This is a genomic window from Kitasatospora sp. NBC_01287, assembly GCF_026340565.1.
In the GTDB taxonomy this organism is placed as follows: Bacteria; Actinomycetota; Actinomycetes; order Streptomycetales; family Streptomycetaceae; genus Kitasatospora.
In genome coordinates this window covers 6,466,185-6,488,573 of record NZ_JAPEPB010000001.1, presented here as the reverse complement: position 1 = coordinate 6,488,573, position 22,389 = coordinate 6,466,185, and the positions used below count along the sequence as shown (strand labels likewise).

Here is a 22,389-nt window from a genome sequence, read left to right as displayed (position 1 = left end):
GAACAGGCGAACGGCGGCCAGCTCTTTCGCACCGGCCAAGACGAGCTTCCCGATCCAGGGCTCAGGTTCAGCCCCGCCATGTCAAACAATCATGACAATTCCGCGCACAACGGCTAGCCAACCGACCAGTAACCCACTTACCGTCAACTCCCCACCGCACCGCGAAGCCCCCCACCGTGAGGAGCCGCCCCATGCCCCGCCGCACCTTACGTCCGACCCGCCGCCGGTTCGGACTCCCGGCGGCCCTGCTCGCCACCCTGCTGGCCGGCGCGCTGCTCGCCGCCGCCCCCGGCGCGGCCACCGCCTCGGCCGTCCGCGCCCTGCCCGCCGCCGCCGCCGACTACTGCGGCGGCCAGTGCGACGACATCCTGCCGCCCGGCGAGAACGGCAACGCCACCCTCGCCGACATCCTCGCCAACAAGGTCTTCGGCACCCGCCCCGCGCACACCGAGGACCAGCTCGGCCCGTACTCCGCGCTGTCCTCCGGCTACCCGGGCCTGACCAACGACCAGTTGAGCAGTTTCTTCAACGACGCGTCGTTCGGCGTGCCGGCCAACCAGGTGGCCAGCAGCATCAGCCCGCGATCCGACGTCACGATCGTGCGCGACAAGGCCACCGGCGTGCCGCACGTCACCGGCACCACCCGGTACGGCACCGAGTACGGGGCCGGCTACGCGGCGGCGCAGGACCGGCTCTGGGTGATGGACCTGTTCCGGCACGTCGGCCGCGGCGAGCTGTCCGGCTTCGCGGGCGGAGCCGCGGCCAACCGGCAGCTGGAGCAGAGCTTCTGGCAGGCCGCGCCGTACACCGAGGACGAACTGCAGCAGCAGATCAACACCGTGGCGAACGACGGGCCGCGCGGGCAGCAGGCGCTGTCCGACGCGCAGGCGTACGTGGACGGCATCAACGCCTACATCACCCAGGCCTACAACAACCGGACCTTCCCCGGCGAGTACGACCTGACCGGGCACGTCAACGCGATCACCAACGCCGGCTCGATCCAGCCGTTCCAGCTGACCGACCTGGTCGCGCTGGCCTCGGTGATCGGCGCGCTGTTCGGCTCGGGCGGTGGCGGCCAGGTGCAGTCCGCGATGGTCAAGGAGGCCGCCGACGCGCGCTACGGCACGGCGCTCGGCGACCAGGTCTGGCAGTCGCTGCGGGAGGCCAACGACCCGGAGGCGGTCACCACCCTGCACGACGGGCAGTCCTTCCCCTACGCGCTGCCGCCGACCGACCCGCAGGGAACCGCGATGCCGGACCCGGGCTCGGTCGTCCCCGAGCAGCTGATCTACAACCCGACCGGCTCGGCCACCTCCAGCACCACCAAGGCCGCCGGGGTGCTGCCGGGCGACCTGCTGACCGCCAAGCACGGCATGTCCAACGCGCTGCTGGTCTCCGGGAAGGACACCGCGAGCGGAAACCCGGTGGCCGTCTTCGGCCCGCAGACCGGCTACTTCGCGCCGCAGCTGCTGATGCTGGAGGAGTTGCAGGGCCCGGGGATCAGCGCCCGCGGCGCCGCCTTCGCCGGCCTGAGCTTCTACGTGGAGCTGGGCCGCGGCCAGGACTACGCGTGGAGCGCCACCTCGGCCGGGCAGAACATCACCGACACCTACGCGGTGCCGCTGTGCACGACCGACGGCTCGCCGGTCACCCTGGCCGCCCAGTCCTACCTCTACCACGGCACCTGCACCCCCTTCGACAAGCTGGTGCAGCAGGACGCCTGGTCGCCGACCACCGCCGACTCCACGCCGGCCGGCTCCTACTCGCTGGTGATGTACCGCTCGGACTACGGCCTGGTCACCTCCCGCGGCACGGTCGGCGGCAAGCCGGTGGCGTTCACCTCGCTGCGCTCCAGCTACGACCACGAGGTCGACTCGATCATCGGCTTCCAGATGCTCAACGACCCAGGCTCGGTACACGATCCGGCGAGCTTCCAGCAGGCCGCGCAGAACATCAACTACACCTTCAACTGGTTCTACGCCGACTCCAAGCACATCGCCTACTACAACTCCGGCGACAACCCGGTGCGCGCGCCCGGCGTCGACGCCGGCCTGCCGGTGATGGCCCAACCCGCCTACGAGTGGCAGGGATTCGACCCGAGCGACAACACCGCGCAGTACACCCCGCCGGCCCAGCACCCGCAGGGCGTGGACCAGGACTACTACATCTCCTGGAACAACAAGCAGGCCCAGGACTACGGCGCGGCCGGCTTCGGCGACGGCTCGGTGCACCGGGCCAACCTGCTGGACGCCCGGGTCAAGGCGCTGGTCGCCAAGGGCGGGGTCACCCGGGCCTCGCTGACCCAGGCGATGGAGGACGCGGCGGTGACCGACCTGCGCGGCGAGGACGTGCTGCCCGACCTGCTGAAGGTGATCGGCACCGCACCGGTCACCGATCCCCAACTGGCCCCGGTGGTACAGGAACTGCAGGCCTGGCAGGTGGCCGGCTCGAAGCGGGTGGAGACCTCCGCGGGCAGCCACGCCTATGCGAACGCGGCCGCCGTCCAGGTGATGGACGCCTGGTGGCCGCTGGTCGCCGACGGGGTGATGCACCCCGGGCTCGGTGACCAGCTGTTCACCGCGCTGACCGGCGCGCTGCAGATCAACGAGTCGCCCTCGGGCGGCCAGACCGGGCCGGTCGGCGGCGGCTCGGTGAGCGCCAACGAGTCGATCCCGCACAAGGGTTCGTCCTTCCAGTACGGCTGGTGGAGCTATCTGGACAAGGACCTGCGCTCGGTGCTCGGCGAGCCGGTGGCGGGGCCGCTCGCCCAGCAGTTCTGCGGCGGGGGCGACCTGACGGCCTGCCGCACGGTGCTGCTGACCACGCTGAAGCAGGCGGCGGCCGAGAGCGCCGCCCAGGTCTACCCCGGCGACGGCGACTGCGCGGCCGGTGACCAGTGGTGCGCCGACACCATCATCCAGCGGCCGCTGGGCGGGGTCACCGACGACAAGATCACCTGGCAGAACCGGCCGACCTACCAGCAGGTGGTGGAGTTCCCCTCGCACCGCTGACCTGCGAAAGGCCTGGCGGGGCGCCGGATCACAGCGCCCCGCCAGGCCGCTTCCGCTCGGCGCGGGAGCCGGTCAGTCCTGATTCCCGACCGCCGCCGAGCCCGGCGTGCCGACTCCGCGCAGCAGCGGCACGGCGAGCACCGCACCGAGCGCCATCAGCACCGCGGCGGCGATCGCCGCGCCCTGCAGGCCGCCGGTGAAGGCCTCCCGGGCCGCGACGAGCACGGCCCGACCGAGCCCCTCGGGCAGCCGGCCGACCACCGCGTCGGCGCCACCGAGCGAGTCGCGCGCCGGGCCGGCCACGGCCGCCGGCAAGCCGGCCGGCAGCTCGCCGGGCACCTGGGCCCGGTAGAGGGCCGTCCCCAGGCTGCCGAGCAGCGCCATCCCCAGCGCACCGCCCAGCTCGCTGCCGGACTCCAGCAGGCTCGCCGCCGTGCCCGCCCGCTCGACCGGGGCCGCGGCCATCACCACCTCGCTGACCTGCGACATCACCCCGACCGCGCCGCTGGCGTAGCACACGGCGACGGTCAGCAGCAGCCAGAGCGGCGAGTGCGGGCTCAGCAGCCCGAGGCCCGCGAAACCGAGCGCCATCAGCCCGAAGCCGCCGGCGACCACCGGCGCCCGCCCCAGCCGCTGCCCCAGCACCATCACCAGCGGGGCGACCGCGCCGACCGCCAGGCTCGGCAGCACGCTCCACAGGGCGGCGCTCAAGGTGCTCAGACCGAGCACCAGTTGGAGGTACTGGGTGACGAAGATGGCGATCCCGACCAGCCCGAACATGGCCAGCAGGTTCAGCCCGACCGCGCCGGAGAAGCCGCGGGCGCGGACCAGGGTCAGGTCGATCAGCGCGTGCGGGTGGCGGCGCTGACGGCGCACGAAGAGCGCGCCCACCAGCAGGCCGACCAGCATGGCGATCAGCGGCACGGGGTGCGGACCGTCCTGGGCGAGCTCCTTGATCCCGTAGACCAGCGGCAGGATCGCGGCCAGCGAGAGCAGGGCGCTCGGCAGGTCGAAGCGGCCGTCGCGGTGGCGGGGCGTCTCGGGCACCAGGACCGGGCCGAGCACGAGCAGCATCAGCATCGCGGGCAGGTTGATCAGGAAGACCGAGCCCCACCAGAAGTGCTCCAGCAACAGCCCGCTGAGCACCGGACCGACCGCGATCCCGCCGCTGGTGACGGCCGTCCAGACGGCGATCGCCTTGGCGCGCTGCTTGGAGTCCGGGAACAGGTTGCGGATCAGGCCCAGGGTGGAGGGCATCAGGGTGGCGCCGGCGACGCCGAGCACGGCCCGGGCGCCGATCAGGGTGGCCGCGCTGTCGGCGTAGGCGGCCAAGGTGGAGGCGGCGCCGAAGGCCAGCGCGCCGGTCAGCAGCAGCCGGCGGCGGCCGATCCGGTCACCGAGCGCGCCCATGGTGATCAGCAGGCCGGCGAGGACGAAGCCGTAGATGTCGAAGATCCACAGCTGCTGGGTGCTGCTGGGGTGCAGGTCCTGGCTGATGAACGGCACCGCGAAGTAGAGCACCGAGACGTCCATCGAGACCAGCAGCAGTGGCAGCAGCAGCACGCCGAGCGCGATCCAGGCCCGGCGGCCGGCCGGTGGGGCGGCGGGTGGTGCGGCGGCGGTGCGGTCCAGCGTGTCCATCCGATTCCCCCGGGGAGAGTGCGGCGAGGCATGAGGCGTACGGCGTACGCGCTTCGATGCGTACAGAGTACGCATAGTGCAGTGCGGCACGCAACAGGCAGACCTCAAGCGGCTTCTGCGAACCCCCGCTGGGCAATCGCTCAGCGCACTAGTACACTCGGTGAGAAGCGTCCGCCGACCGACCAGGAGACCCCGTGCCCGCCGCCGATGTGCCGCCCTACCTGCGGATCGCCGCCGACCTGCGCGGGCGGATCGCCGCCGGCGCGCTGCGCCCGGGCGACCGGGTGCCGTCGACCCGCGGGATCACGCAGGAGTGGGGAGTGGCGATGGCCACCGCGACCAAGGTGCTGGCGGTGCTGCGGCAGGAGGGGCTGGTCGAGTCCCGCCCGGGGGTGGGGACGGTGGTCGCCGAGGGGGCGGACGGGGATGGCGGCCCCGGCGCGCCCGTACCGCCCGTGACCGAGCCCGCCGAGCCCGCTCCCGCAGCGGCCCCCGCCCCGGCGCCCGCGCGCGCCCGGCGGCGTGAACCGCGCGCCGGCGACCCGGGGCTGAACCGCGAGCGGATCGTCCAGGCCGCCATCGCCGTGGCGGACGCCGAGGGCCTGGCGCCGCTCTCGATGCGCCGGGTCGCCGCCGAACTGGGCGTCGCCACCATGGCCCTGTACCGCCATGTGCCGAGCAAGGAGGAGCTGGTCGACCTGATGGCCGACGCGGTACTGCTCAGCACTCCGCTCCCGGCGGCCACCCTCACCGGCTGGCGCCCCCGACTGGCCGCGCTCGCCCGGGTGCAGTGGTCCCTCTACCGCCGCCACCCCTGGCTGGCCCGGTCCATCTCGCTCACCCGCCCCGTCCCGCTGCCCGGCGCCCTGCGGCACGGCGAGTTCGTGCTCGACACCGTGGCACCGTTCGAACTGCCGCCCACCACGCAGCTCTACCTGCACATCATGTTCTTCGCCGTCATCCGCGGCATCGCCGTCAACCTGGAACTCCAGTCCCAGGAAGGGGAGATGACCGACGAGGAGTGGATGGCCTCGCAGGAGGGCGTGCTGCTCAGCACGCTCGCCAGTGGCGAGTTCCCGCGCTTCGGCAGCCTGATGGGGCAGTTGGACTCCGCCACCGGCGAGGAGGACTTCGACCTCGATCTCGACCAGCTCTTCGAGTTCGTCCTGGCGCGCCTGCTCGACGGCCTGACCCTGCTCTTCGAACCGCCGGCCGGCTGAGCCCCCCGTCGGCCGGGATCCCGCCGGACGCGGACCGCTCACCCGGGCGGCGGCGGACCGCTTGCCGGGCTCCGGTACCCGGCCGAGGCTGGCCGGGTACCAGCCCCCGAGCCCCGGAGAGCCGCCGTGACCTCCTCCCCCGTCCCCTTCCGCCCGTACGGCACCCGGCTGCCCGACGAGTCACCGCAGTACACCCGGGCCCGCGAGGAACTCCGGCTTTCCGAAGTGGAGTTGATGCGCCAACGGGAGCGGGTGGCGCAGCGGCGGCGGGAGTTGCCACCCGGCCCGGCGGTCGAGGACCACACCTTCCTGGAGGGGCCGCCCTGGCTGGACCAGGACGACGGGCCGGTGCGGCCGGTGCGGCTCAGCGAGCTGTTCACCGCACCCGGACGCGCGCTGGTGGTCTACCAGTTCATGTACGGCAAGCTGCAGCAGAGCCCGTGCCCGATGTGCACCATGTGGCTCGACGGCTTCAACGCGGTCGCCCACCACCTGACCCGCACCGCCGACTTCGCCGTGGTGGCCGCCGCCGATCCCCAGCAGTTGCGCGCGCACGCCCGGCGGCGCGGCTGGGAGCGGCTTCGGCTGCTCAGCTGCGGGGCCGGCACCTTCAAGTACGACCTGGGCAGCGAGGACGCGGCAGGCAACCAGGACTCCACGGTCTCGGTCTTCACCAAGGACGCGGACGGCACGCTGCGCCACCAGTACTCCGCCCGCCCGGCACTGGCCGACGACATCGAGGAGCGCGGCATCGACCTGCTGTCGCCCGTCTGGCACCTGCTGGACCTGACCCCGGGTGGGCGCGGCGACTGGTACCCCGGGCTGGACTACTGACGGGCCCGGTTCATCTGTTGGCGCTCGGCGACCCCGCCCTTATACGCTGTACAGGCCTTATACGCCGTACAGGAAGGTGCCGCCTCCCCCATGCCCCGAACCGACCGCAGGCCCGACCGGTGGGTGATCCTCACCGTGATCTGCCTCGCCCAGCTCGTCGTGGTGCTCGACAACACCATCCTCAACGTCGCCGTCCCCTCGCTCACCAAGGAGTTGGGCGCGACCACCGCGCAGACCCAGTGGGTGGTCGGCGCCTACTCACTCGCCCAGGCCGGCCTGCTGATCGCCGCCGGCGGGCTGGCCGACCGGTACGGCCGCAAGCGGGTCCAGTTGCTCGGCCTTGCGGTCTTCGGGGTCGGCTCGCTCGGCGCCGCGCTGGCCGGCACCCCTGGTCAGCTGATCGCCGCCCGCGCGGGCATGGGGGTCGGCGGCAGCCTGCTGCTGGCCACCAGCCTGGCCATCGTGGTGCGCGTCTTCGACGCCGAGGAGCAGCCCAGAGCGATCGCCGTCTGGAGCGCGATCGCCTCCCTGGGCTTCGCGCTCGGACCGGTGACAGGCGGCGCGCTGCTCGCCCAGTTCTGGTGGGGCTCGGTCTTCCTGGTCAACCTGCCGGTCGCCGCGCTCGGCCTGCTCGCGGTGGCGCGCCTGGTCCCCGAGTCCAAGGACCCGCGCGGGGCGCGCCCCGACCTGCTCGGCGCCGCGCTCTCCACGGCCGGCCTGGTCGGCGTGGTGTACGCGGTGATCCAGGGCCCGGGCAGCGGCTGGACCGCCCCGGGGACGCTGCTCGCCGGCGGCCTCGGCCTGCTCATGCTGCTGCTCTTCCTGCTCTGGGAGCGCCGGATCGAGCACCCGCTGCTGGACCTGGCGTTCTTCCGCGACCCCCGGTTCCGCGGCGCGGTCTCAGGCGGCGTGCTGGTCAGCTTCGGGATGGGCGGCTCGCTCTTCCTGCTCACCGAGCACCTGCAGTTCGTACTGGGCTACGACCCGCTCTCGGCCGGTCTGCGCACCGCCCCGATGGCCCTGACCATCGTCGCGCTCAACCTGACCGGGACCGGGGTACGGCTGACCACGCGGCTCGGGCTCAGGCCACCCGCCGCCATCGCCGCGGGACTGGCCCTACTGGCAGCCGGACTGGCCGCGATCGCCCTCTTCGGACGCCACGACTCCTACCCGGGCGTGCTGCTCGGCCTGGTGCTGATGGGCATCGGCGTGGCCTTCGCGCAGCCCGCGATGGCCGTCTCGGTGATGGGCTCGATCCCGCCGGAGAAGGCCGGGGTCGGCTCCGGCCTGATGGGCACGCTCAGCGAACTGGGCAACTCGCTCGGCGTCGCCGTGCTGGGCGCCGTACTCACCGCCGGGTTCGCCGGCCGGCTGCCGGCGCGGCTGCCACCGGCCGCGGCCCGCTCGCTGCCCGCCGCGCTCGACGCGGCGGGGCCCGGCGCCGCCGAGCGGGTCCGCGCCGCCTTCACCGACAGCCTGACCAGCAGCCAGCTGATCGGCGCGGTCGCGGTGCTGCTCGGCGGCCTCCTGGCCGGCTGGCTGCTCAGCCGGGCCGGCGGCCGGCCCGCGGCACCCGCCATCCCGGCGCAACCGGCCGACGCGGCCGGAGCGGCCGGAGCGGCGGCCCAGGCGGGCTGACCGCGGGTGCCCCGGCACCGGGGCGCGCCCCGGTGCCGGTGGTGGGGCGCGCCGCTTACGATCACTGCACGGTCCGCCACCCAGCGGCCGCGCAGCAATGAGGTGAAGGACAGCGCATGGCCGACAAGCCCCGCGACCCGGCGGTCAGCATCTGGGTGAAGCCGCCCAGGACCCGCAAGCACGGAGCCGCCCCCAGCGGCCTGAGCCGGGACCGGATCGTCGGCGCCACGGTGGACCTGCTGGACGCGGACGGTGTGCAGGCCTTCTCCATGCGCAGACTGGCGGCCACCCTCGACGTCACCGCGATGTCGGTCTACTGGTACCTCGACACCAAGGACGAACTGCTCGAACTCGCCCTGGACGACGTCCTCGGCCGGATGGCCGTCGCCCCGCCGACGGACCACGACAACTGGCGCGAGCAGCTGCGCACCCTGGCACACGAGTACCGCCGCTGCTTCCAGCAGCACCCCTGGGCCGCCCAACTGGCAGGCCAGTTCCTGCCGCTGGGCCCCAACGCGCTGCTCTTGTCGACCAGTGCCATCGACGCCATCACCCGCACCGGCCTCACTCCCGACCGGCTGGGCGCCGCGCTCGGACTGATCTTCGAGTACACCTACGGCTTCGCCCTGCTCGAATCCCAGTGGCTGGTCCGGGTCCGCAGCTCCGGCCTGCCCGAGGAGGAGTTCCACAAGGTCGTCCACGGCCTCGTCGAGCAGGCCGACACCCGCTACGCCGAGCACGCGGAACTCATCGACGCCGTCGGCCACAACTCCGCCGCCGCTCGCGACCGCCGCTTCGCCCAGGGTTTGGACCTCGCCCTCGCGGGCATCGACGCCACCATCGCCGGCGCCCCGGGCACGCGGTAGCGGCGCGGCCGCGGAGACGGCATCGTCCACCGCGAGCGCGTCGTCGGCCTGGACGCGGCTACCATCGGCTGCAGGAGTGCCGCGCGGATCGACCCCGCCGGGCCCCGCACCCGGTGGCGCTGCGCTGACGACCTCGGAGGAGGCAACACCCATGACCACCGAGCAGACCACCCGCGACGCCGTTCGACGCGTCCTGGGAGACGTGCACACCGAGGTCACCGAGTTCCCCGGCGGCAACGTGGCGATCGCCGTCAGTGGCGCCGCGCACTCGGCCACCATCGACGGCCACCCCGACACCGGCTACGGCTGGACCACCGACCCCGGGGAGGACGACGGCTGCACCGGACACGAACGGATCGCGGCCACCCTGGACGACGCCCTCGCCGCGGTGCGGGCGGCCTTCACGGCGCGCTGACCGCCCGGGCGGCGTCCGAGGTCCGGCGTCCGGCGTCCGAGCCGTGTTCGACGGGGAGGTGACCGCTCGCACCCAGGGGAGCGGGGGAGCGGGTAGGTTGATGAGCGCCGGACGCCCGCGAGCGGCCCGATCAACGTCGACGGAGGAGTGCCGCATTGGGCGAGCGGTCGGACGGCTGGATCCGCGTGCCGGTCGGCGATGACTCGCGCAGCTGGGCTACTCGCGGACGGTGCAGGCGAGTTCTGCTGGTCGTACACAACGTGACGGCTGCGACGCGCCTGCTCGATGTCATCCCGCTCTTCCGCGACGACCTGCGCGTCCAACTGCTGGCCGGCTGCACGGGATCGTCGCCGTTCCAGTCGGGCGTCGCGGATCTGCTGGCGTCGGTCGGGGTGCCGGTCCTCCCCTGGGAGCAGGCCGTACGGGTCCCGGTCGACCTGGCGATATCGGCCAGCTTCGGCGGCCAACTCGGCTCCATTGAGGGGAAGTTGGCTGTCCTTTCGCACGGCGTCGGATACAATAAGAGGCTCCGGACACCGGACACCGGACACCGGACACCGGACACCGGACACCGGACACCGGACACCGGACACCGGACACCGGTCTTCGGCCTCGCCCCGGAGTGGCTGCTCGCCGACGGCGCCCCGATCGCGGACGCGATGGTGCTCTCCCACCCCGAGCAGCTCGACCGGCTGCGCGAGGCCTGCCCCGAAGCGGTCCCCACCGCTGTGCTGGGCGGCGACCCGTGCTTCGACCGGATCCTGGCCGCCCGCCGCTACCGCGAGCGGTACCGGCGCGCGCTGGGTGTGCGGCCGGGGCAGCGGCTCGTCCTGCTCAACTCCACCTGGAACCCGACCTCGCTCTTCGGTGACGGCGGCCCGGCGGACGTACTGCCGCTCCTGCTCCCCCGGTTGACCGAGGAGCTGCCGGTCGACGAGTACCGCCTCGCCGCCGTGCTGCACCCCAACATCTGGCACGGCCACGGCGCCGGCCAGATCCGCCTGTGGCTCGACCGGGCACGCCGGGCCGGCCTGACCCTGATCGACCCGCTGGACGGCTGGCGCCAGGCGCTGATCGCCGCCGACCTCGTGCTCGGCGACTTCGGCTCGGTCTCCTACTACGCCGCGGCCCTGGGCACACCCGTACTGCTCGGCGCGGCGCCACTGGAGGCACTCGGCACCGACTCCCCGGTGGCCGACTTCGTGCGGCGGGCACCCCGGCTGGACCCCTTCGCCGCGCTGCTCCCGCAGCTGGCGAACGCCGTCCGCGAGCATCTCCCGGTCCCGGGCCCGGCGGAGCTGACCAGTTCGGCCCCCGGGCAGTCCGCCGGGCTGCTGCGGGAGCTCTTCTACCGCCTGATCGGCATCCCCGAGCCGGCCGGAGCGGCGGTGCTGGACCCGCTCCCCCTGCCGCCCCACGAGCCGGCGGCGCGCACCGCGCCGCTGCGGGTGCTGACCCGAGTGATCGGCGGAGCCGACGGCCCCCTGATCGGCCTGCACCGCTACGCCGACCCGCGACACGAGCCGCAGGGCCACGGCGAAGGCCATCTGGCCGTGCCCGAGGACACCCTCGACCCGGGCGTGCTCGCGCTGGCCGACGTGATCCTGCGCCACGGACCCGCCCACGACCCGCGCCTGGGCCACCCGGCCGAGTGGGCCACCGAGGTCCTGGAGCAGTACCCCTCCTGCACTCTGGCGGCCTACCTCACCGAGCCGGGCAGCTGCACAGCACTGCACCGCGACGGCACGCTGTACCGCCTGACCGCCGACCCGGCCGGCGCCGACCCGGCCGCGCACGCCTCCGCGCTGCTCGCCTGGCTGGGCTCCGGCCGAGCCGCGACTCCCGACCTGGAGTTGACCGTGCGCACCGGGGCGGGCTGCGACCGGGTCCGGGTCACCGCAGTGCTTCCTGGCAACGCCGACGCAGCACGCCGAGGTCGATGAGGTGGACGTCCGCCCGCTCCCCGGCGAGGATCGCGGCGGCCTCCTCGATCAGGCTCAGCGCCTCGGCGGGGCGTCCGGCCAGCAGGCGGGTCTCGGCGAGGTCGCTGAGCGTGCGGGCGGCGTTGTACTGCTCACCGCCCTCGCCGCCCTCGCCGCCGCGGAAGAACGCCAGCGCGCCGGTGAGCAGGTCATCGGCCTGCGCCAGATCTCCCAGCCCGCGTCGCGCCCGCCCGCAGTGGCGTTGGAGCAAGGCCCGGGCCCGCGGCAGGTCCTGGGCACCCGGATCGCCCTCGGCGATGCCGTCCAGCACCTGGCCGGCATCGTCGAAGCAGGCCAGCGCGGCCCGGAACCGCCACTGCCGCAGGCGCAGCAGGCCCAGCGACTCCAGCGCCGTTGCCTGGCCCACCAGTTGGCCAGTCGCCCGGGCGGCGTCGGCGGCCGCGAGCAGCTGGACCTCGGCCTCGTCGTAGAGCTGCGCCTCCATCAGGCCGAAAGCGAGCTGGGTGTGCATCCGCGCGACCATCCGCGGATCGAGATCGCGCAGCAGGCCCGCGGCCCGGGCTCCGGACCGCAGAGCGGGGAGCATGAGGTCGATCTGACCGGCTTTCAACTGAACTGCCCAGAGCGCCTCGACCAGCTGGCAGACGGTGTCCGGGTCCCCCAACTCCTCGGCGGCGCGCACCGCTTCGAGGAGGTTCCCCAGCTCCGCTCCCAGAGCTTCGAGGGCCGCTCCCTCCCCCTCGTACCGGCCCGGGCCGAGCTGCGAGAAGAGGGGTCCGACGTGCCAGCGCTTGGGCAGCGCCGCGTAGTCCGCCTGGACCGCGAAGCGCAGGTAGCGCTCGATGGCCCCGGCCGTCGCCGCGAGCCGGGCCGCCGGGCCCACCTCCCGCAGCGCCTCCTGCTCGGCATGCGCGCGCGCCGCCGGACGGTAGCGGAAGCGGCCGGCGGCGGTCTGCTCCAGCAGGCCCAGATCGGTGAGTTCGGCGAGCATCCGCGCCGCCTGATCGCGCGGCACCCCGGCGGCCGCCGCCGCCGAGGCGACGCCGATGGCGGGCCACGGGCGCAGCGCGTTGCACCGGTAGAAGGAGGCGAGGCGCGGGTCGAACTCCCGGTAGCGGTCCTCGATGGCGGCCCGCACCGGGTCCACCGCGGCGGCACCGTTCCGCGCCGGCGGCACTGCGGTGAGGTACTGGGCGGCCGACCGCAGCGCGAACGGAGAACCGGCGCAGCGCTCCAGCACGGCGGGCAGGGTGGCGCGGGCCGCGGCGACCGCCTGCTTGCCCGCCAGGTCGGTGAGCAGGCGCTTGGCATCCCGGTCGGGCAGCGGCCCGACCTCGATCAGCACCGCCTCCAGCCCCGTCAGGGGGCGGCGGGCGATCACCACGGTGAACACCCCCGGGGCGGTTGTGATCAGCGGGCGGACCTGGGCGGCGGACTGGGCGTGATCCAGGACCACCAGCAGGCGCCGCTCGGCGAGCAGTGTGCGGTAGAGATCGACCCGGTCCTCCAGCACGGGCGGGATCCGCGGGTCGGGCACGCCCAGCCGACTCAGGAAGTACCGCAGGACAACGGTCGGTTCGGGCGAGGAACCCAGCGAGCCACCGCGCAGGTCGGCGTAGAGCTGACCGTCGGGGAAGCGCTCGACCTCCCGGTGGCCGAAGTGGACGGCCAGTGCGGTGGTCCCGATCAGTTCGGGCCCGACCAGCGCCGCGAGCCGACCCCGTCCGTCCGGTTTGCGCGCCGCCTCGCGCTCAAGGGCGGCCAACTGCCTCGCACGGTCGGTGAAGAAGCGGGCCGACGGCGGGAGCAGCGCCGGCACGCCGTGACCGACCGGACCGCCCACCGCGCCCTGAGCGCCCATCCACTGCGCCAGCACCCGGGCCTGCTCAGGTTCCTGTCGCACCCGCTCCACGATCAGCGCGGCCAACTCGGCCCGCTCCCTGGCCCCGGCGGGCGCCGGAACCTCTCGGCCGAACACCCGCCGGACCACTGCGCCGAAGGACTCGTAGACCGCCTTGCCCGCCTCCGTGGCCATGCTCGCGCTCATCGCGCTCAGCACCCCCGTGACCGCCGTGACCGACAGCGGATCCACCACGCCCCACCCCCTGGTCCGTCGGCGATGCCGACCACCACTGCGCCACACCTGTGTCGCCCCAACCGTAGCCCGCCGAGGCCCTCCTGTCCGGTAACCCCGGACCGGCCCGGTCGGCCGCGGTCTTGCCGCCCGCCCGGTCGGCATGCTGACGTTGGGTCAGGACGCGTGCGAGGGGGATGCATGGACGAGCTGACAGTCAAGCCGTGGCGGGCACCGGGCAAGGAGCGGTTGTACGTGAACAGGCCAGGCGCGCGCGGGGCGTCGATCGCCTGGCTCGACTGCCGGACCGGAGTGGTCACCCTTGAGGGGCCCGCTCTTGGGAACGCGGTCCTGGAAGCCGCGGCGCTGGCGAAGATCGAGGCATGGTGCCAAGCCTCCGGACGGCCGATCCCGCCCCGCACCGTGCGGGGCCAGGCGGCCACGCAGCCTGCTCAGCCATCCAGGCCGCCCATGCCTCCCACGCCCCCGGCACCCCCGGCGCCCCCAGCACCCCCAGCACCCCCAGCACCCCCAGCACCCCCAGCACCCCCAGCAAGCGTGCCGTTCCTGCCGTCGATGCGAGCAGAGGACGATCTCGCGCGCAATCTCCCCGGCGCGGGCCTGGAGAGCCTGGTCCGGGCGGGCGAACAGAAGTTCAAACTGCCGGTCCGCCTGATGGCCAGACTTGTCGGCGATCGTCTCGGCGACCCTGCCACGCTCAGAGGCCTGGAGGGGGAGCAGATCGTGGGTGCCGCACTTGTCGCACTGCAGAGAGTCGGGTGGAAGGTGCTGCATGGAATCCCGCTGCCGAGCGGCTCGGACATCGACCACCTGGTGATCGGTCCGCCGGGCGTCTTCACCGTCAACTCGAAGCACCATGCGGGCGCCTCCGTGTGGGTGGGCGGCAACACCGTGAAGGTCAACCGGATCGGCTACCCGTACCTGGCGAACTCGGAGTTCGAAGCAGCGCGAACAGCCGGACTGCTGACGGAGTGGTGCGGGTTCGCGGTCCCCGTGCACCCCGTCATCGCGATGGTGGGCGTTCGCGGGATCACCCGAGCGGGCACGCCCGCGGTGACCGTCATCGCCGGCGAGGAGATCGCATCGGCCCTGTCGACCTGGCCCGCGATGCTCTCTCCGAACCAGGTGGAGCGCGCCCACACCGTCGCGCGGCACGCCCAGGTCTGGCGCCACGTGGGCAAGGGCGGCAGGGCGAAGGCCCGCTGAGGCGGGCGCCCCCCACTCCCCCCGATCTCCCCCCGATCTCCCCTGCCGGTCAGCTCGGCCTGACCAGGAGCGAGCGGAAGTCCTCCGAGGACCGGGCCAGTTCCTCGAAGGTGCCGTGGCTCACCACGCGTCCGGCGTCCATCACCACGATCTGGTCGGCGGCCTCGAGAACCGACAGGCGGTGGGCCACCACGATCATCGTGTGGTCGCGACGTGACAGGGCTTCGAAGATGCCCGCCTCCGTGCTGGCGTCGAGTGCGCTGGTCGCTTCGTCAAGGATCAGCAGTCGAGGATCCCTGATCAGGGCCCTGGCGAGCGCGATGCGCTGGCGCTGGCCGCCGGACAGCCCCAGGCCTCCGGGGCCCAGGAGGGTGGCGTACCGCATCGGCAGTCGGGAGATGTCCTCGTGGATCCCGGCCGCCTGCGCCGCGGCGTGCAACTGCTCCTTGCCGACGCCGGGAAGCGCGTATCCGATGTTCTCCCTGATGGTCCCGGAGAAGATCCGGGAGTCCTGGGAGACGTACGCCAGGTTCCGTCTGAGCGCGACCGGGTCGAGCCGGCTCAGCGGTACCCCGTCGATCAGCACCTCGCCGCCTGCCGGGCTCTGCAGACCGGCCAGTATCGAGGCCAGGGTGGACTTTCCGGAACCGGATCGCCCCAGGACGGCGACGAACGCTCCGGGCTCGATGCGCAGGTCGATGTCGGTGAGCGTCGGCGTCCGGCTCCCGGGGTAGGCGAAGCTCAGCTTTCTGGTCTCGATCGTGCCCCCGATGTCGTAGTCCGGGACGGTCCCGAGTTGACGTGCCTCCGGCTCGTGCTCCAACACGTCAGCCAGCCGGGCCAGCGAAGCCCCGAGGCCGGCGGCCTGCAGCGCGTTCTGGATCAGGTTGGACAGCGGGATGAAGACGCCCGTGGCCAGGGCGGTGAAGCCGACGGCCTTGCTGAGCGAGATCTCGCCGGCCGAGACCCGCAGGTACCCCACGAGCAGGACCGCGATGGGCGCCAGGAACTGCAGCGTGACGCTCAGGGTCGATCCGAAGGCCTGGCTACGCCGACTGCGGTTGCGGGCGTTGATCTCCTCCACCAGGCTGTGGCTCCAACGCTCGCAGGCGATGTCCTCCAGGCCCGACGCCTTGAGCGTCTGCAGGCCGTCCAACAGCTCCTGAAGGCCGCCCTCTGCCACTGACTGCTGTTCGAGCGCCTCGGCGGAGAGGTACCGCTGCCGCTTCCAGAAGATGACCAGGATCAGCACCTGAAGACCGGCCAGCACCATGGTCACGAGCGCGAACCCGCTGTCCGCGACCAGCAGCAGGGTGAGATAGACCAGCACCATCGAGCCGTCGACCATGGCCGACAGCGTGGTCCCGGTGAGCACCTGCCTGACGGCCGTGCTGGTCCTGACCCGCATTCCCAGATCACCCGGGTTGCGTCTGGTGAAGTACTCGTAGGGCAGCGACAGCAGATGTGCCAGGATGCCCAGGGTCACCTTCTTGTCGGCCATCGACTGGAGCGAGACGAGGCTCACCGCACGCGCCAGCTGCAGACAGCCGAAGACCGCGGCTGCCGCACCCGCCAGGAACACCAGCAGGGCGACGTGCGCCGGCTTCCCCGATGGCACGGCGTGCGCGACGACATAGGCCGTCGCCAGCGGAGTCGCCAGGTTGAAGAGGATCAGCAGCAGCGAGGTGCCCAGCAGCGGCAGCCAGCGCGGGTCACGGCTCAGGAAGAACCGCAGGAAGCGCCACGGACTGTGCGCGAGCCGCCTGCCGATCCGCAGTCCGGGACCGCGTCGAACCGCCAGCGGCTCCTCGAACTCCAGCGCGATCCCGGTGAACGTCTCGGCCACCGCCTCCAGGGTGAGGCGCCGCCGCCCGAAGGCCGGATCGACCACGTAGACGTGGGCCGCGGTGGCCCGCTCGAAGACCACGAAGTGGTTGAAGTTCCAGAACAGGATGCTGCCGGGCCTCAGTTGACGCAGTCCCTTGACGGACACCCTGACACCCCGCCCCGAGATCCCGTGGTTCCGGGCCGTTTCGAGCAGGGAGCGTGCCGATACGCCGTTCTGACTGATGTTCAGCTCCCGGCGCAGCGAGCGGACATCCACCTCGACACCGTGGTGGGCCAGCACGATCGCCAGGCACGTCGGGCCGCAGTCACTGCTCTCGGTCTGGTAGATGACCGGGAGCGCCGGGCGGCCCAACAGGTGTGCGACAGTGGCCTTCAGATCCGCCGGCCTCGGGACGCCGCGCCGCAGATCGGCCAGCGGACCCGGGAGCACGAGCGGGTTGCCGATCATCCGGCCGGCCGGCCGGTTCTGGAGGGCCTGCTCCCTGAACCGGGGACGGTCGGACTGGTCGCCCTGGCGGTCAGCTGTGTTCGGCATCCTGTGGCGTTTCCTCGTATCGGTTCACATCGGCCAGGGACGTCAGTCGGGCCTTGAGCGTGTCGGCGACGGCTCGGGCGCTCGGTTCGGGAATCCGTCCGCTGTCGAGCGCGAGGACGAGACCGAGTTGGTCGGGCCGACTGGCGACCCGAAGATCGATCGGCGCCAACTGCCTTCGCCACTGGGGCTTGTAGAATCCCTGGTCGACCCGGATGGCGCCGTCACCCGGCCGGCTGCGCAGCGGCGCGAGCCGCGCGTAGGTGATCCACAGATTGCTCGCGGAGCCCCTGCCGAGCCAGTCGCTGCTGTCCGGTCCGATGCGCTCCAGCGCGCCGGCCGTGACGTGCCGGTGCCGCAGTACCTCGAACGACTCCTGCCTGACCCGGTCCAGCAGTTCGGCCGTCGACGCGGACCGCCTCAGGGTCAGCGGGAGTCCCAGGTCGAACATCCCGAGGACGCCGCGTTCCGCGGCGCCGCGGGTGTCGATCGGGGTCGACAGGGAGATGGTGTCCTGCGGCGTGTACTGGAAGATCGCCGCGGCGAACGCGCCCTGGATCAACTGGAGTTCCGTGCAGTTCGACCGACGTGCGGCGGCACGCAGCGCCGACAGCCGCGGCCCGGCGAGCTGGAACGAGGCCTCGACGGCCTCGCAGTCCGCGAGCGGGCCGGGCGGGCGGGCGGCGGTGAAGCCGCAGGCGCGTGCCTCCCGCAACCTCTCACGCCAGAACTCCGTCAGCGCGTCGTCGCCCGCCCGGAGGTCTCGTGCCTGGTGCGCCCGGGCGGCCGCGGCGAACGAACCGGTCAGCCGGTCCGGTGCGGGAGAGCCGCTGTCGACGCGGTGGTGGTAGAACTGCCAGAGATCCCGGGTGAAGATCGCATGCGTGGCACTGTCCACGGCCTGGTGAGCGAAGGTCGCCAGGAACGCGTGGAGGCCGGCGGTGTGGCTGAGGAGCCGGAACCGGAACGGATAGCTGTCCGACAGATCCCAGGGACGGTTCATGTCGAGGGCCGCGACCTGACGGACGAAGCGGGTGAACCGCTCCTCCGAGGGGGCCGAGACACGTTGGAGCCGAACTGTCGATGGTTCCGGGGGGAGTTCGCGGATCCACTGGTACGGTTCCCCGTCCGACCGGGCACCGAAGGCGATCCGCAGCGCGTCATGCCGCTCGACGGTGTCCCGCAGGGCGGCGGTGAAGGCATCGGTGTCGAGGTCGCCGACGAGGCGCGCCGAGAGCGCGACCGTGGATCTCAGCTCCGGCTGCCGCGACAACGAGTCGTGCAGCAGCCTCTGGGACAGCGTGAGCGGTATCGCCGAGTCCTCCGTCAACTGCCGCATGGACCTGCTCTCCAATCCGCTCCCGCATCAGGGCTGGCGCCTTCCGCAGGAGAAGGCGCCAGCCCTCGTTCAGCTCGATGTCCCCGTCATTACGGGAACTTCACGGAGCCGTTGATAGCCAAACCACCGCCGACGATGTCGTCGAGCGCGCCGTCCTCGATGGTCTCGAGGTCGATGAACTCCTCATCGAAGATCTCCATACTGTTCACCTCCGTCAAGCTAGTCATGGAATGAGGGAAGCCATTCGTCGGTCCTACCGGGAGCGGGATCGCCGAATGGACACTCAGGTGCGCCCGGCCTTCGATCTGATCGGCCTGATCAGCGTGGCCAGCTTTCTGATCGTCAGGTCGGCGTTCACGTCAGCGAAGTCGAGCCCCACACCGTAGGTCTCGGAAAGGTGCTCGATGAGCTCCACGATGCCGAGGGAATCGCCCCCCGACTCCCAGAAGTCGTCGAGGACCCCTGCCTGCTGGACACCGAGGATCGCTGACCAGATGTCGGCCAGTGCGGTCTCGAGGTCGTCCGAAGGGGCTTCGAAGACATAGGTCGCCAGGGCCGGCCTTCCGTGGACGGGCTCAGGGTCCGACGGGCACCAGCCGACCGCCGGCCAGCGCAGGCCTCCGGTGAAGACCACGCGCTTCGGATTCACGCCGTAGCAGCGGCGGAACTTCTGCCGCACCTCGGGCCCCGACCGGACTCCGTCGGTCGACACGTAGAGCGAGAGCTCGACATCGCCCGCGACCGCCGCGCCGAGGATGTCCGGACAGGACGTCCGGAACAGTACCGCGTCACGGGCATCACTGAAGGCTGCCACGATTCAATCCCTCCTCCACCATTGACTCGAGCTTGATCCGATTGACCTTGCCCAGTTCGGAGCGCGGAATGTCGGCCACCTGGACGAACCAGTCGGGTCGTTCGTGGACGGCCAGCCGGTCCGCGCAGTGGCGCGCGAGTTCCCTCAGGTCCGCCGCGACCCCGGGGCGGACGACGACGACCGCCGTGATGGCCTCGGCGGTGCCGTGCCGCAGACACTCGGCGTCCAGTACGGCGGGGTGGGTTCGCAGCACGGCCGAGGTGCGGCCCAGCCATGCGGTCTCGTTGTTCACGCTCACGCCGTTGGCGGCCCGGTCATGGATGAACAGGAAGCCGTCCTCGTCGACCCAGCCCATGTCACCGAGGCTGATGAAGCCGTCCGGGGTCGACCTCAGCCAGCCGGCCCGGTTCCGGTCGACCGCCGGTGCTCCGAGGCGGCGCAGGTAGATCCGACCGAGCTCTCCGGGCTTGGCCTCCTGCCCGTGCTCGTCGACGATCCGGATCCGGGTCATCACCCCACGGCCGACCGAACCCGGTCGCACCTCCCAGTCGGTACCCCGGATGACGGTCACGCCGACCCCCTCGGTGCCGCCGTACATCTCGTAGAGGCGTTCGGGCCCCAGCGCGGCCAGCCAGGCCCTCTTCAGCTCCGCCGGGCACGGCAGCGCGGTGTGGACGACGGCGCGCAGGCTGTCGAAATCGGCAGGGCGCTCCAACGCGACCGGCAGCAGGCGCTGGAGGTGGACCGGCGTCAGCATCATCCAGTCGACCCGGTGTTCGGCGATGGCGGCCGCGATGTCCTGCGGGGCGAGCCCGGTGCCCAGCACCAGCCGGTTCTCGTCCAGCACACCCTGGACGAGGGCCGAGAACGGCGCTATGTGACTGAGCGGCAGGACGAGCAGTTGGTTCTGGCCGCTCCGCCATCCGCAGGTCCGGAACACGGGATCGGGCACGGCGCGGGGATCGTAGTCGGCGCGCTGCCAGAAGGGCGTCAGCTTGGGGAGGCCGGTCGAACCGCTGGTGGCCAGCAGATGCGTCGGCGCGGCGGTGTAGCGCCTGCTCGTCCAGGAGGCGATCTCGCCCAGGCCCGGCGAGCCACCGGGGTCCAGGAGTACCGCCGTGACGGAGTCGGCCCGACCGGTGCGCAGCCCGGCTGCTCCGAGGGCCTCCTCGAACAGTTCCCGGTCGATCCGCGCGGGGTAGGGAAATACCGTGACGCCGGCGCACAGTGCCGCGAGCACGACCGTGGCCGTCCTGATGGTGTTCGTCGCGGGGTGGCAGATCACGGCGTCGTCGCCCAGCCGGGCCGCCATCTCGCCGGCCAGGCCCAGCACCTCCTCGGCCAACGCCCCGGCGGTCATCACCACCGGCGGTTCACCCGGGACCAGTTCGACCAGTGCCACGCGAGCAGGGGCCCGGTCGGCCATCTCGGCCAGCCTGGCGGCGAGCGGCTGCCCCGCGCGACTGCCCCCCATCGAATCCTCCAAATTCGGCTGAATGGTGTGCGAATGCCGTGGATACGGGATGGTTGACCATTCCCCTGGCACATTGCGATCCCCCGCACCCGCCATCAGAAGCGTGTCACGCCGCTGATTTCACGTCAAGGTCTTTAAGGCGGAGTCGAGTTGACCACAGTTGGTAGACAGAAGGCATTTTAGGATGCGTCATCCGTCGCACGCGATCAACTTTCCGACGAGATGCCCATGGCCTGCTCGTACGCCCGCCGCACCGACTCCGGCTGGCCGGCCTGCAGGGCGTAGTAGCTGCCCTCGTCCGTCTTCCAACGACCGATTCGCTCCTGCTGCAGCTCGTAGAACTCGCGGTCGGGTCCGTTGACGAACCGCTCACGACGAAAGACCGGCAGTCCGATGCACTCGTTCGCCGCCGGGTCGCGAACGATTCCGGCCGGGTCCTCGCCCTGCTGGACCCGCTCGATGTCGGCGAACAGCCGTCTGCGCAGCATGATGATTCCCTCATCGCTGCGACCCAGGTGCTCCACCGTGCGATCGGCCACGACGCCTTGCCCCACCCAGGCGGCGAAGTCCTGGTTCAGGGTGTGGCTGGTGATCCACGAGCCGTCCGGGTGCCGGATGGGCCCGTACCAGGAGGGAATGCGCTCCTGGGCGAGATCCGGCATGTCGTTGGGGATCGGCGAGTACTGCCGGACGATGCTCAGCGTGGTGACGTCGTCCACCGGCACCCGCCACTCGAGGTTGCCGCCCGCGTAGAGGACGTTGGGCCACAGACAGAGGATTCCGCTGTCCTCCAGCCGGTTGCTGGGCGCGATCGGACAGTCCGGCCGCTCCCCGTCCAACTGGGTGGAGCGGGCCACGGCGATGCCGTGGTCGAACTCCTCGAACTCGATCCCCAGGTGGCGCGGACCGTACTGCGGCCGGTCCGGATCGAGCTTGCGGGCGAGCAGATTCGAGTGCAGCCACTCGAAGTGCACCGGATCGACGGCGTTCTCATGGCATTGCAGCCAGTTGCACGGCAGCTCGGAGAAGATGATCTCCACGAACCCGCGTCGCCAGGTGAGCGGCTCGAACACCGGAATCAGCGGAGCGGGAGCAGGGCCCAGATAGGCCCAGACCAGCCCGGCGAACTCCGCCGCCCGGTAGGCCTTCACCCGGACCCGGTCGCGAAACGGCCGCTCCGACTCGAACAGGTCCTCGTAAGGCTGTTGGACGCAGGCACCGGCCCGGTCGAACATCCAGCCGTGGTAGAAGCACCGCAGTCCCTCGCCCTCGACCCAGCCGTCGGCCAGATCCGCACCCCGGTGCGGGCACTGCCGCTGGACCAGTCCGTACCCGCCGTCCGAGGTCCGGTAGAGCACCAGGTCCTCGCCGAGCAGCCTGACCGGTCTGACCGGCTGCTCGTCCAACTGGCTTGCGGCGGCCACCGGATGCCAGTACCTGCGCAGCAGCTCACCCATCGGCGTGCCCGGTCCCACCCGGGTCAGGACGTTGTTCTTCTCTTCACTGAGCATCG

General features: G+C 72.0%; 15 protein-coding genes. 8 read left to right on the top strand and 7 right to left on the bottom strand.

The window, feature by feature from the left end:
- The first annotated feature begins 191 nt into the window (after positions 1-191).
- The gene (locus OG455_RS28270; protein WP_266298444.1) at positions 192-3,011 is read left to right on the top strand and encodes a penicillin acylase family protein; all 2,820 of its coding nucleotides are present in this window, start codon (positions 192-194) and stop codon (positions 3,009-3,011) included.
- Between the two features lie 72 nt (positions 3,012-3,083).
- Here the strand turns inward: OG455_RS28270 and OG455_RS28265 are convergent, their stop codons facing one another.
- Positions 3,084-4,652, bottom strand: a complete 1,569-nt coding sequence (locus OG455_RS28265) for an MFS transporter (protein WP_266298443.1) — start codon at positions 4,650-4,652, stop codon at positions 3,084-3,086.
- A 194-nt stretch (positions 4,653-4,846) separates the two neighbouring features.
- Between OG455_RS28265 and OG455_RS28260 the strand changes: the two genes are divergently transcribed.
- The 6 genes from OG455_RS28260 (at position 4,847) to OG455_RS28235 (ending at position 11,568) form a co-directional block, all read left to right on the top strand.
- A complete protein-coding gene (locus tag OG455_RS28260) occupies positions 4,847-5,872 on the top strand; it encodes a GntR family transcriptional regulator (protein WP_266298442.1) in 1,026 nt (341 codons plus the stop codon).
- Positions 5,873-5,998: 126 nt separating this feature from the next.
- Complete coding sequence (locus OG455_RS28255) at positions 5,999-6,706, top strand: DUF899 family protein (RefSeq protein WP_266298441.1); 708 nt, start codon at positions 5,999-6,001, stop codon at positions 6,704-6,706.
- 90 nt (positions 6,707-6,796) lie between these two features.
- The gene (locus OG455_RS28250; protein ID WP_266298440.1) at positions 6,797-8,344 is read left to right on the top strand and encodes an MFS transporter; all 1,548 of its coding nucleotides are present in this window, start codon (positions 6,797-6,799) and stop codon (positions 8,342-8,344) included.
- A 116-nt stretch (positions 8,345-8,460) separates the two neighbouring features.
- Positions 8,461-9,210: a TetR/AcrR family transcriptional regulator gene (locus OG455_RS28245; RefSeq protein WP_266298438.1), complete on the top strand. Its 750-nt coding sequence runs from the start codon at positions 8,461-8,463 to the stop codon at positions 9,208-9,210.
- Positions 9,211-9,361: 151 nt separating this feature from the next.
- On the top strand, positions 9,362-9,625 hold the full coding sequence (locus OG455_RS28240; RefSeq protein ID WP_266298436.1) for a hypothetical protein: 264 nt from the start codon (positions 9,362-9,364) through the stop codon (positions 9,623-9,625).
- A 155-nt stretch (positions 9,626-9,780) separates the two neighbouring features.
- A complete protein-coding gene (locus tag OG455_RS28235; RefSeq protein ID WP_266298434.1) occupies positions 9,781-11,568 on the top strand; it encodes a hypothetical protein in 1,788 nt (595 codons plus the stop codon).
- Here OG455_RS28235 and OG455_RS28230 read toward each other — a convergent pair.
- Complete coding sequence (locus OG455_RS28230; protein WP_266298433.1) at positions 11,519-13,663, bottom strand: tetratricopeptide repeat protein; 2,145 nt, start codon at positions 13,661-13,663, stop codon at positions 11,519-11,521. The two genes, OG455_RS28235 and OG455_RS28230, sit on opposite strands and share 50 nt — an antisense overlap.
- A gap of 555 nt (positions 13,664-14,218) precedes the next feature.
- On the opposite strand from OG455_RS28230, the gene OG455_RS28225 reads away from it, so the two are divergent.
- Entirely contained in the window at positions 14,219-14,869 is a 651-nt protein-coding gene (locus OG455_RS28225; RefSeq protein ID WP_266298431.1) for a nuclease-related domain-containing protein, read from the top strand.
- A 49-nt stretch (positions 14,870-14,918) separates the two neighbouring features.
- On the opposite strand, the gene OG455_RS28220 is transcribed toward OG455_RS28225, so the two are convergent.
- The 5 genes from OG455_RS28220 to OG455_RS28200 all read right to left on the bottom strand — a co-directional run bounded on the left by OG455_RS28220 (position 14,919) and on the right by OG455_RS28200 (position 22,387).
- The gene (locus tag OG455_RS28220) at positions 14,919-17,252 is read right to left on the bottom strand and encodes a peptidase domain-containing ABC transporter (RefSeq protein ID WP_266298429.1); all 2,334 of its coding nucleotides are present in this window, start codon (positions 17,250-17,252) and stop codon (positions 14,919-14,921) included.
- On the bottom strand, positions 17,236-18,588 hold the full coding sequence (locus OG455_RS28215; protein ID WP_266298427.1) for a condensation domain-containing protein: 1,353 nt from the start codon (positions 18,586-18,588) through the stop codon (positions 17,236-17,238). The genes OG455_RS28220 and OG455_RS28215 overlap by 17 nt, the downstream gene beginning before the upstream one ends.
- Before the next feature lie 283 nt (positions 18,589-18,871).
- Positions 18,872-19,402 carry a phosphopantetheine-binding protein gene (locus tag OG455_RS28210; protein WP_266298425.1) on the bottom strand — a complete coding sequence of 177 codons (531 nt, stop codon included), beginning with the start codon at positions 19,400-19,402 and terminating at the stop codon, positions 18,872-18,874.
- On the bottom strand, positions 19,386-20,876 hold the full coding sequence (locus OG455_RS28205) for a class I adenylate-forming enzyme family protein (protein ID WP_266298423.1): 1,491 nt from the start codon (positions 20,874-20,876) through the stop codon (positions 19,386-19,388). Before OG455_RS28205 ends, OG455_RS28210 begins: the two co-directional genes overlap by 17 nt.
- A gap of 206 nt (positions 20,877-21,082) precedes the next feature.
- The gene (locus OG455_RS28200; protein ID WP_266298421.1) at positions 21,083-22,387 is read right to left on the bottom strand and encodes an aromatic ring-hydroxylating dioxygenase subunit alpha; all 1,305 of its coding nucleotides are present in this window, start codon (positions 22,385-22,387) and stop codon (positions 21,083-21,085) included.
- Positions 22,388-22,389 lie beyond the last annotated feature (2 nt).

Coding starts and splice junctions, on each gene's coding strand:
- OG455_RS28270 (WP_266298444.1), top strand. CDS start 192: ATGCCCCGCCGCACCTTACGTCCGACCCGCCGCCGGTTCGGACTCCCG.
- OG455_RS28265 (WP_266298443.1), bottom strand. CDS start 4,652: ATGGACACGCTGGACCGCACCGCCGCCGCACCACCCGCCGCCCCACCG.
- OG455_RS28250 (WP_266298440.1), top strand. CDS start 6,797: ATGCCCCGAACCGACCGCAGGCCCGACCGGTGGGTGATCCTCACCGTG.
- OG455_RS28245 (WP_266298438.1), top strand. CDS start 8,461: ATGGCCGACAAGCCCCGCGACCCGGCGGTCAGCATCTGGGTGAAGCCG.
- OG455_RS28240 (WP_266298436.1), top strand. CDS start 9,362: ATGACCACCGAGCAGACCACCCGCGACGCCGTTCGACGCGTCCTGGGA.
- OG455_RS28225 (WP_266298431.1), top strand. CDS start 14,219: ATGCGAGCAGAGGACGATCTCGCGCGCAATCTCCCCGGCGCGGGCCTG.
- OG455_RS28220 (WP_266298429.1), bottom strand. CDS start 17,252: ATGCCGAACACAGCTGACCGCCAGGGCGACCAGTCCGACCGTCCCCGG.
- OG455_RS28215 (WP_266298427.1), bottom strand. CDS start 18,588: ATGCGGCAGTTGACGGAGGACTCGGCGATACCGCTCACGCTGTCCCAG.
- OG455_RS28205 (WP_266298423.1), bottom strand. CDS start 20,876: ATGGGGGGCAGTCGCGCGGGGCAGCCGCTCGCCGCCAGGCTGGCCGAG.
- OG455_RS28200 (WP_266298421.1), bottom strand. CDS start 22,387: ATGCTCAGTGAAGAGAAGAACAACGTCCTGACCCGGGTGGGACCGGGC.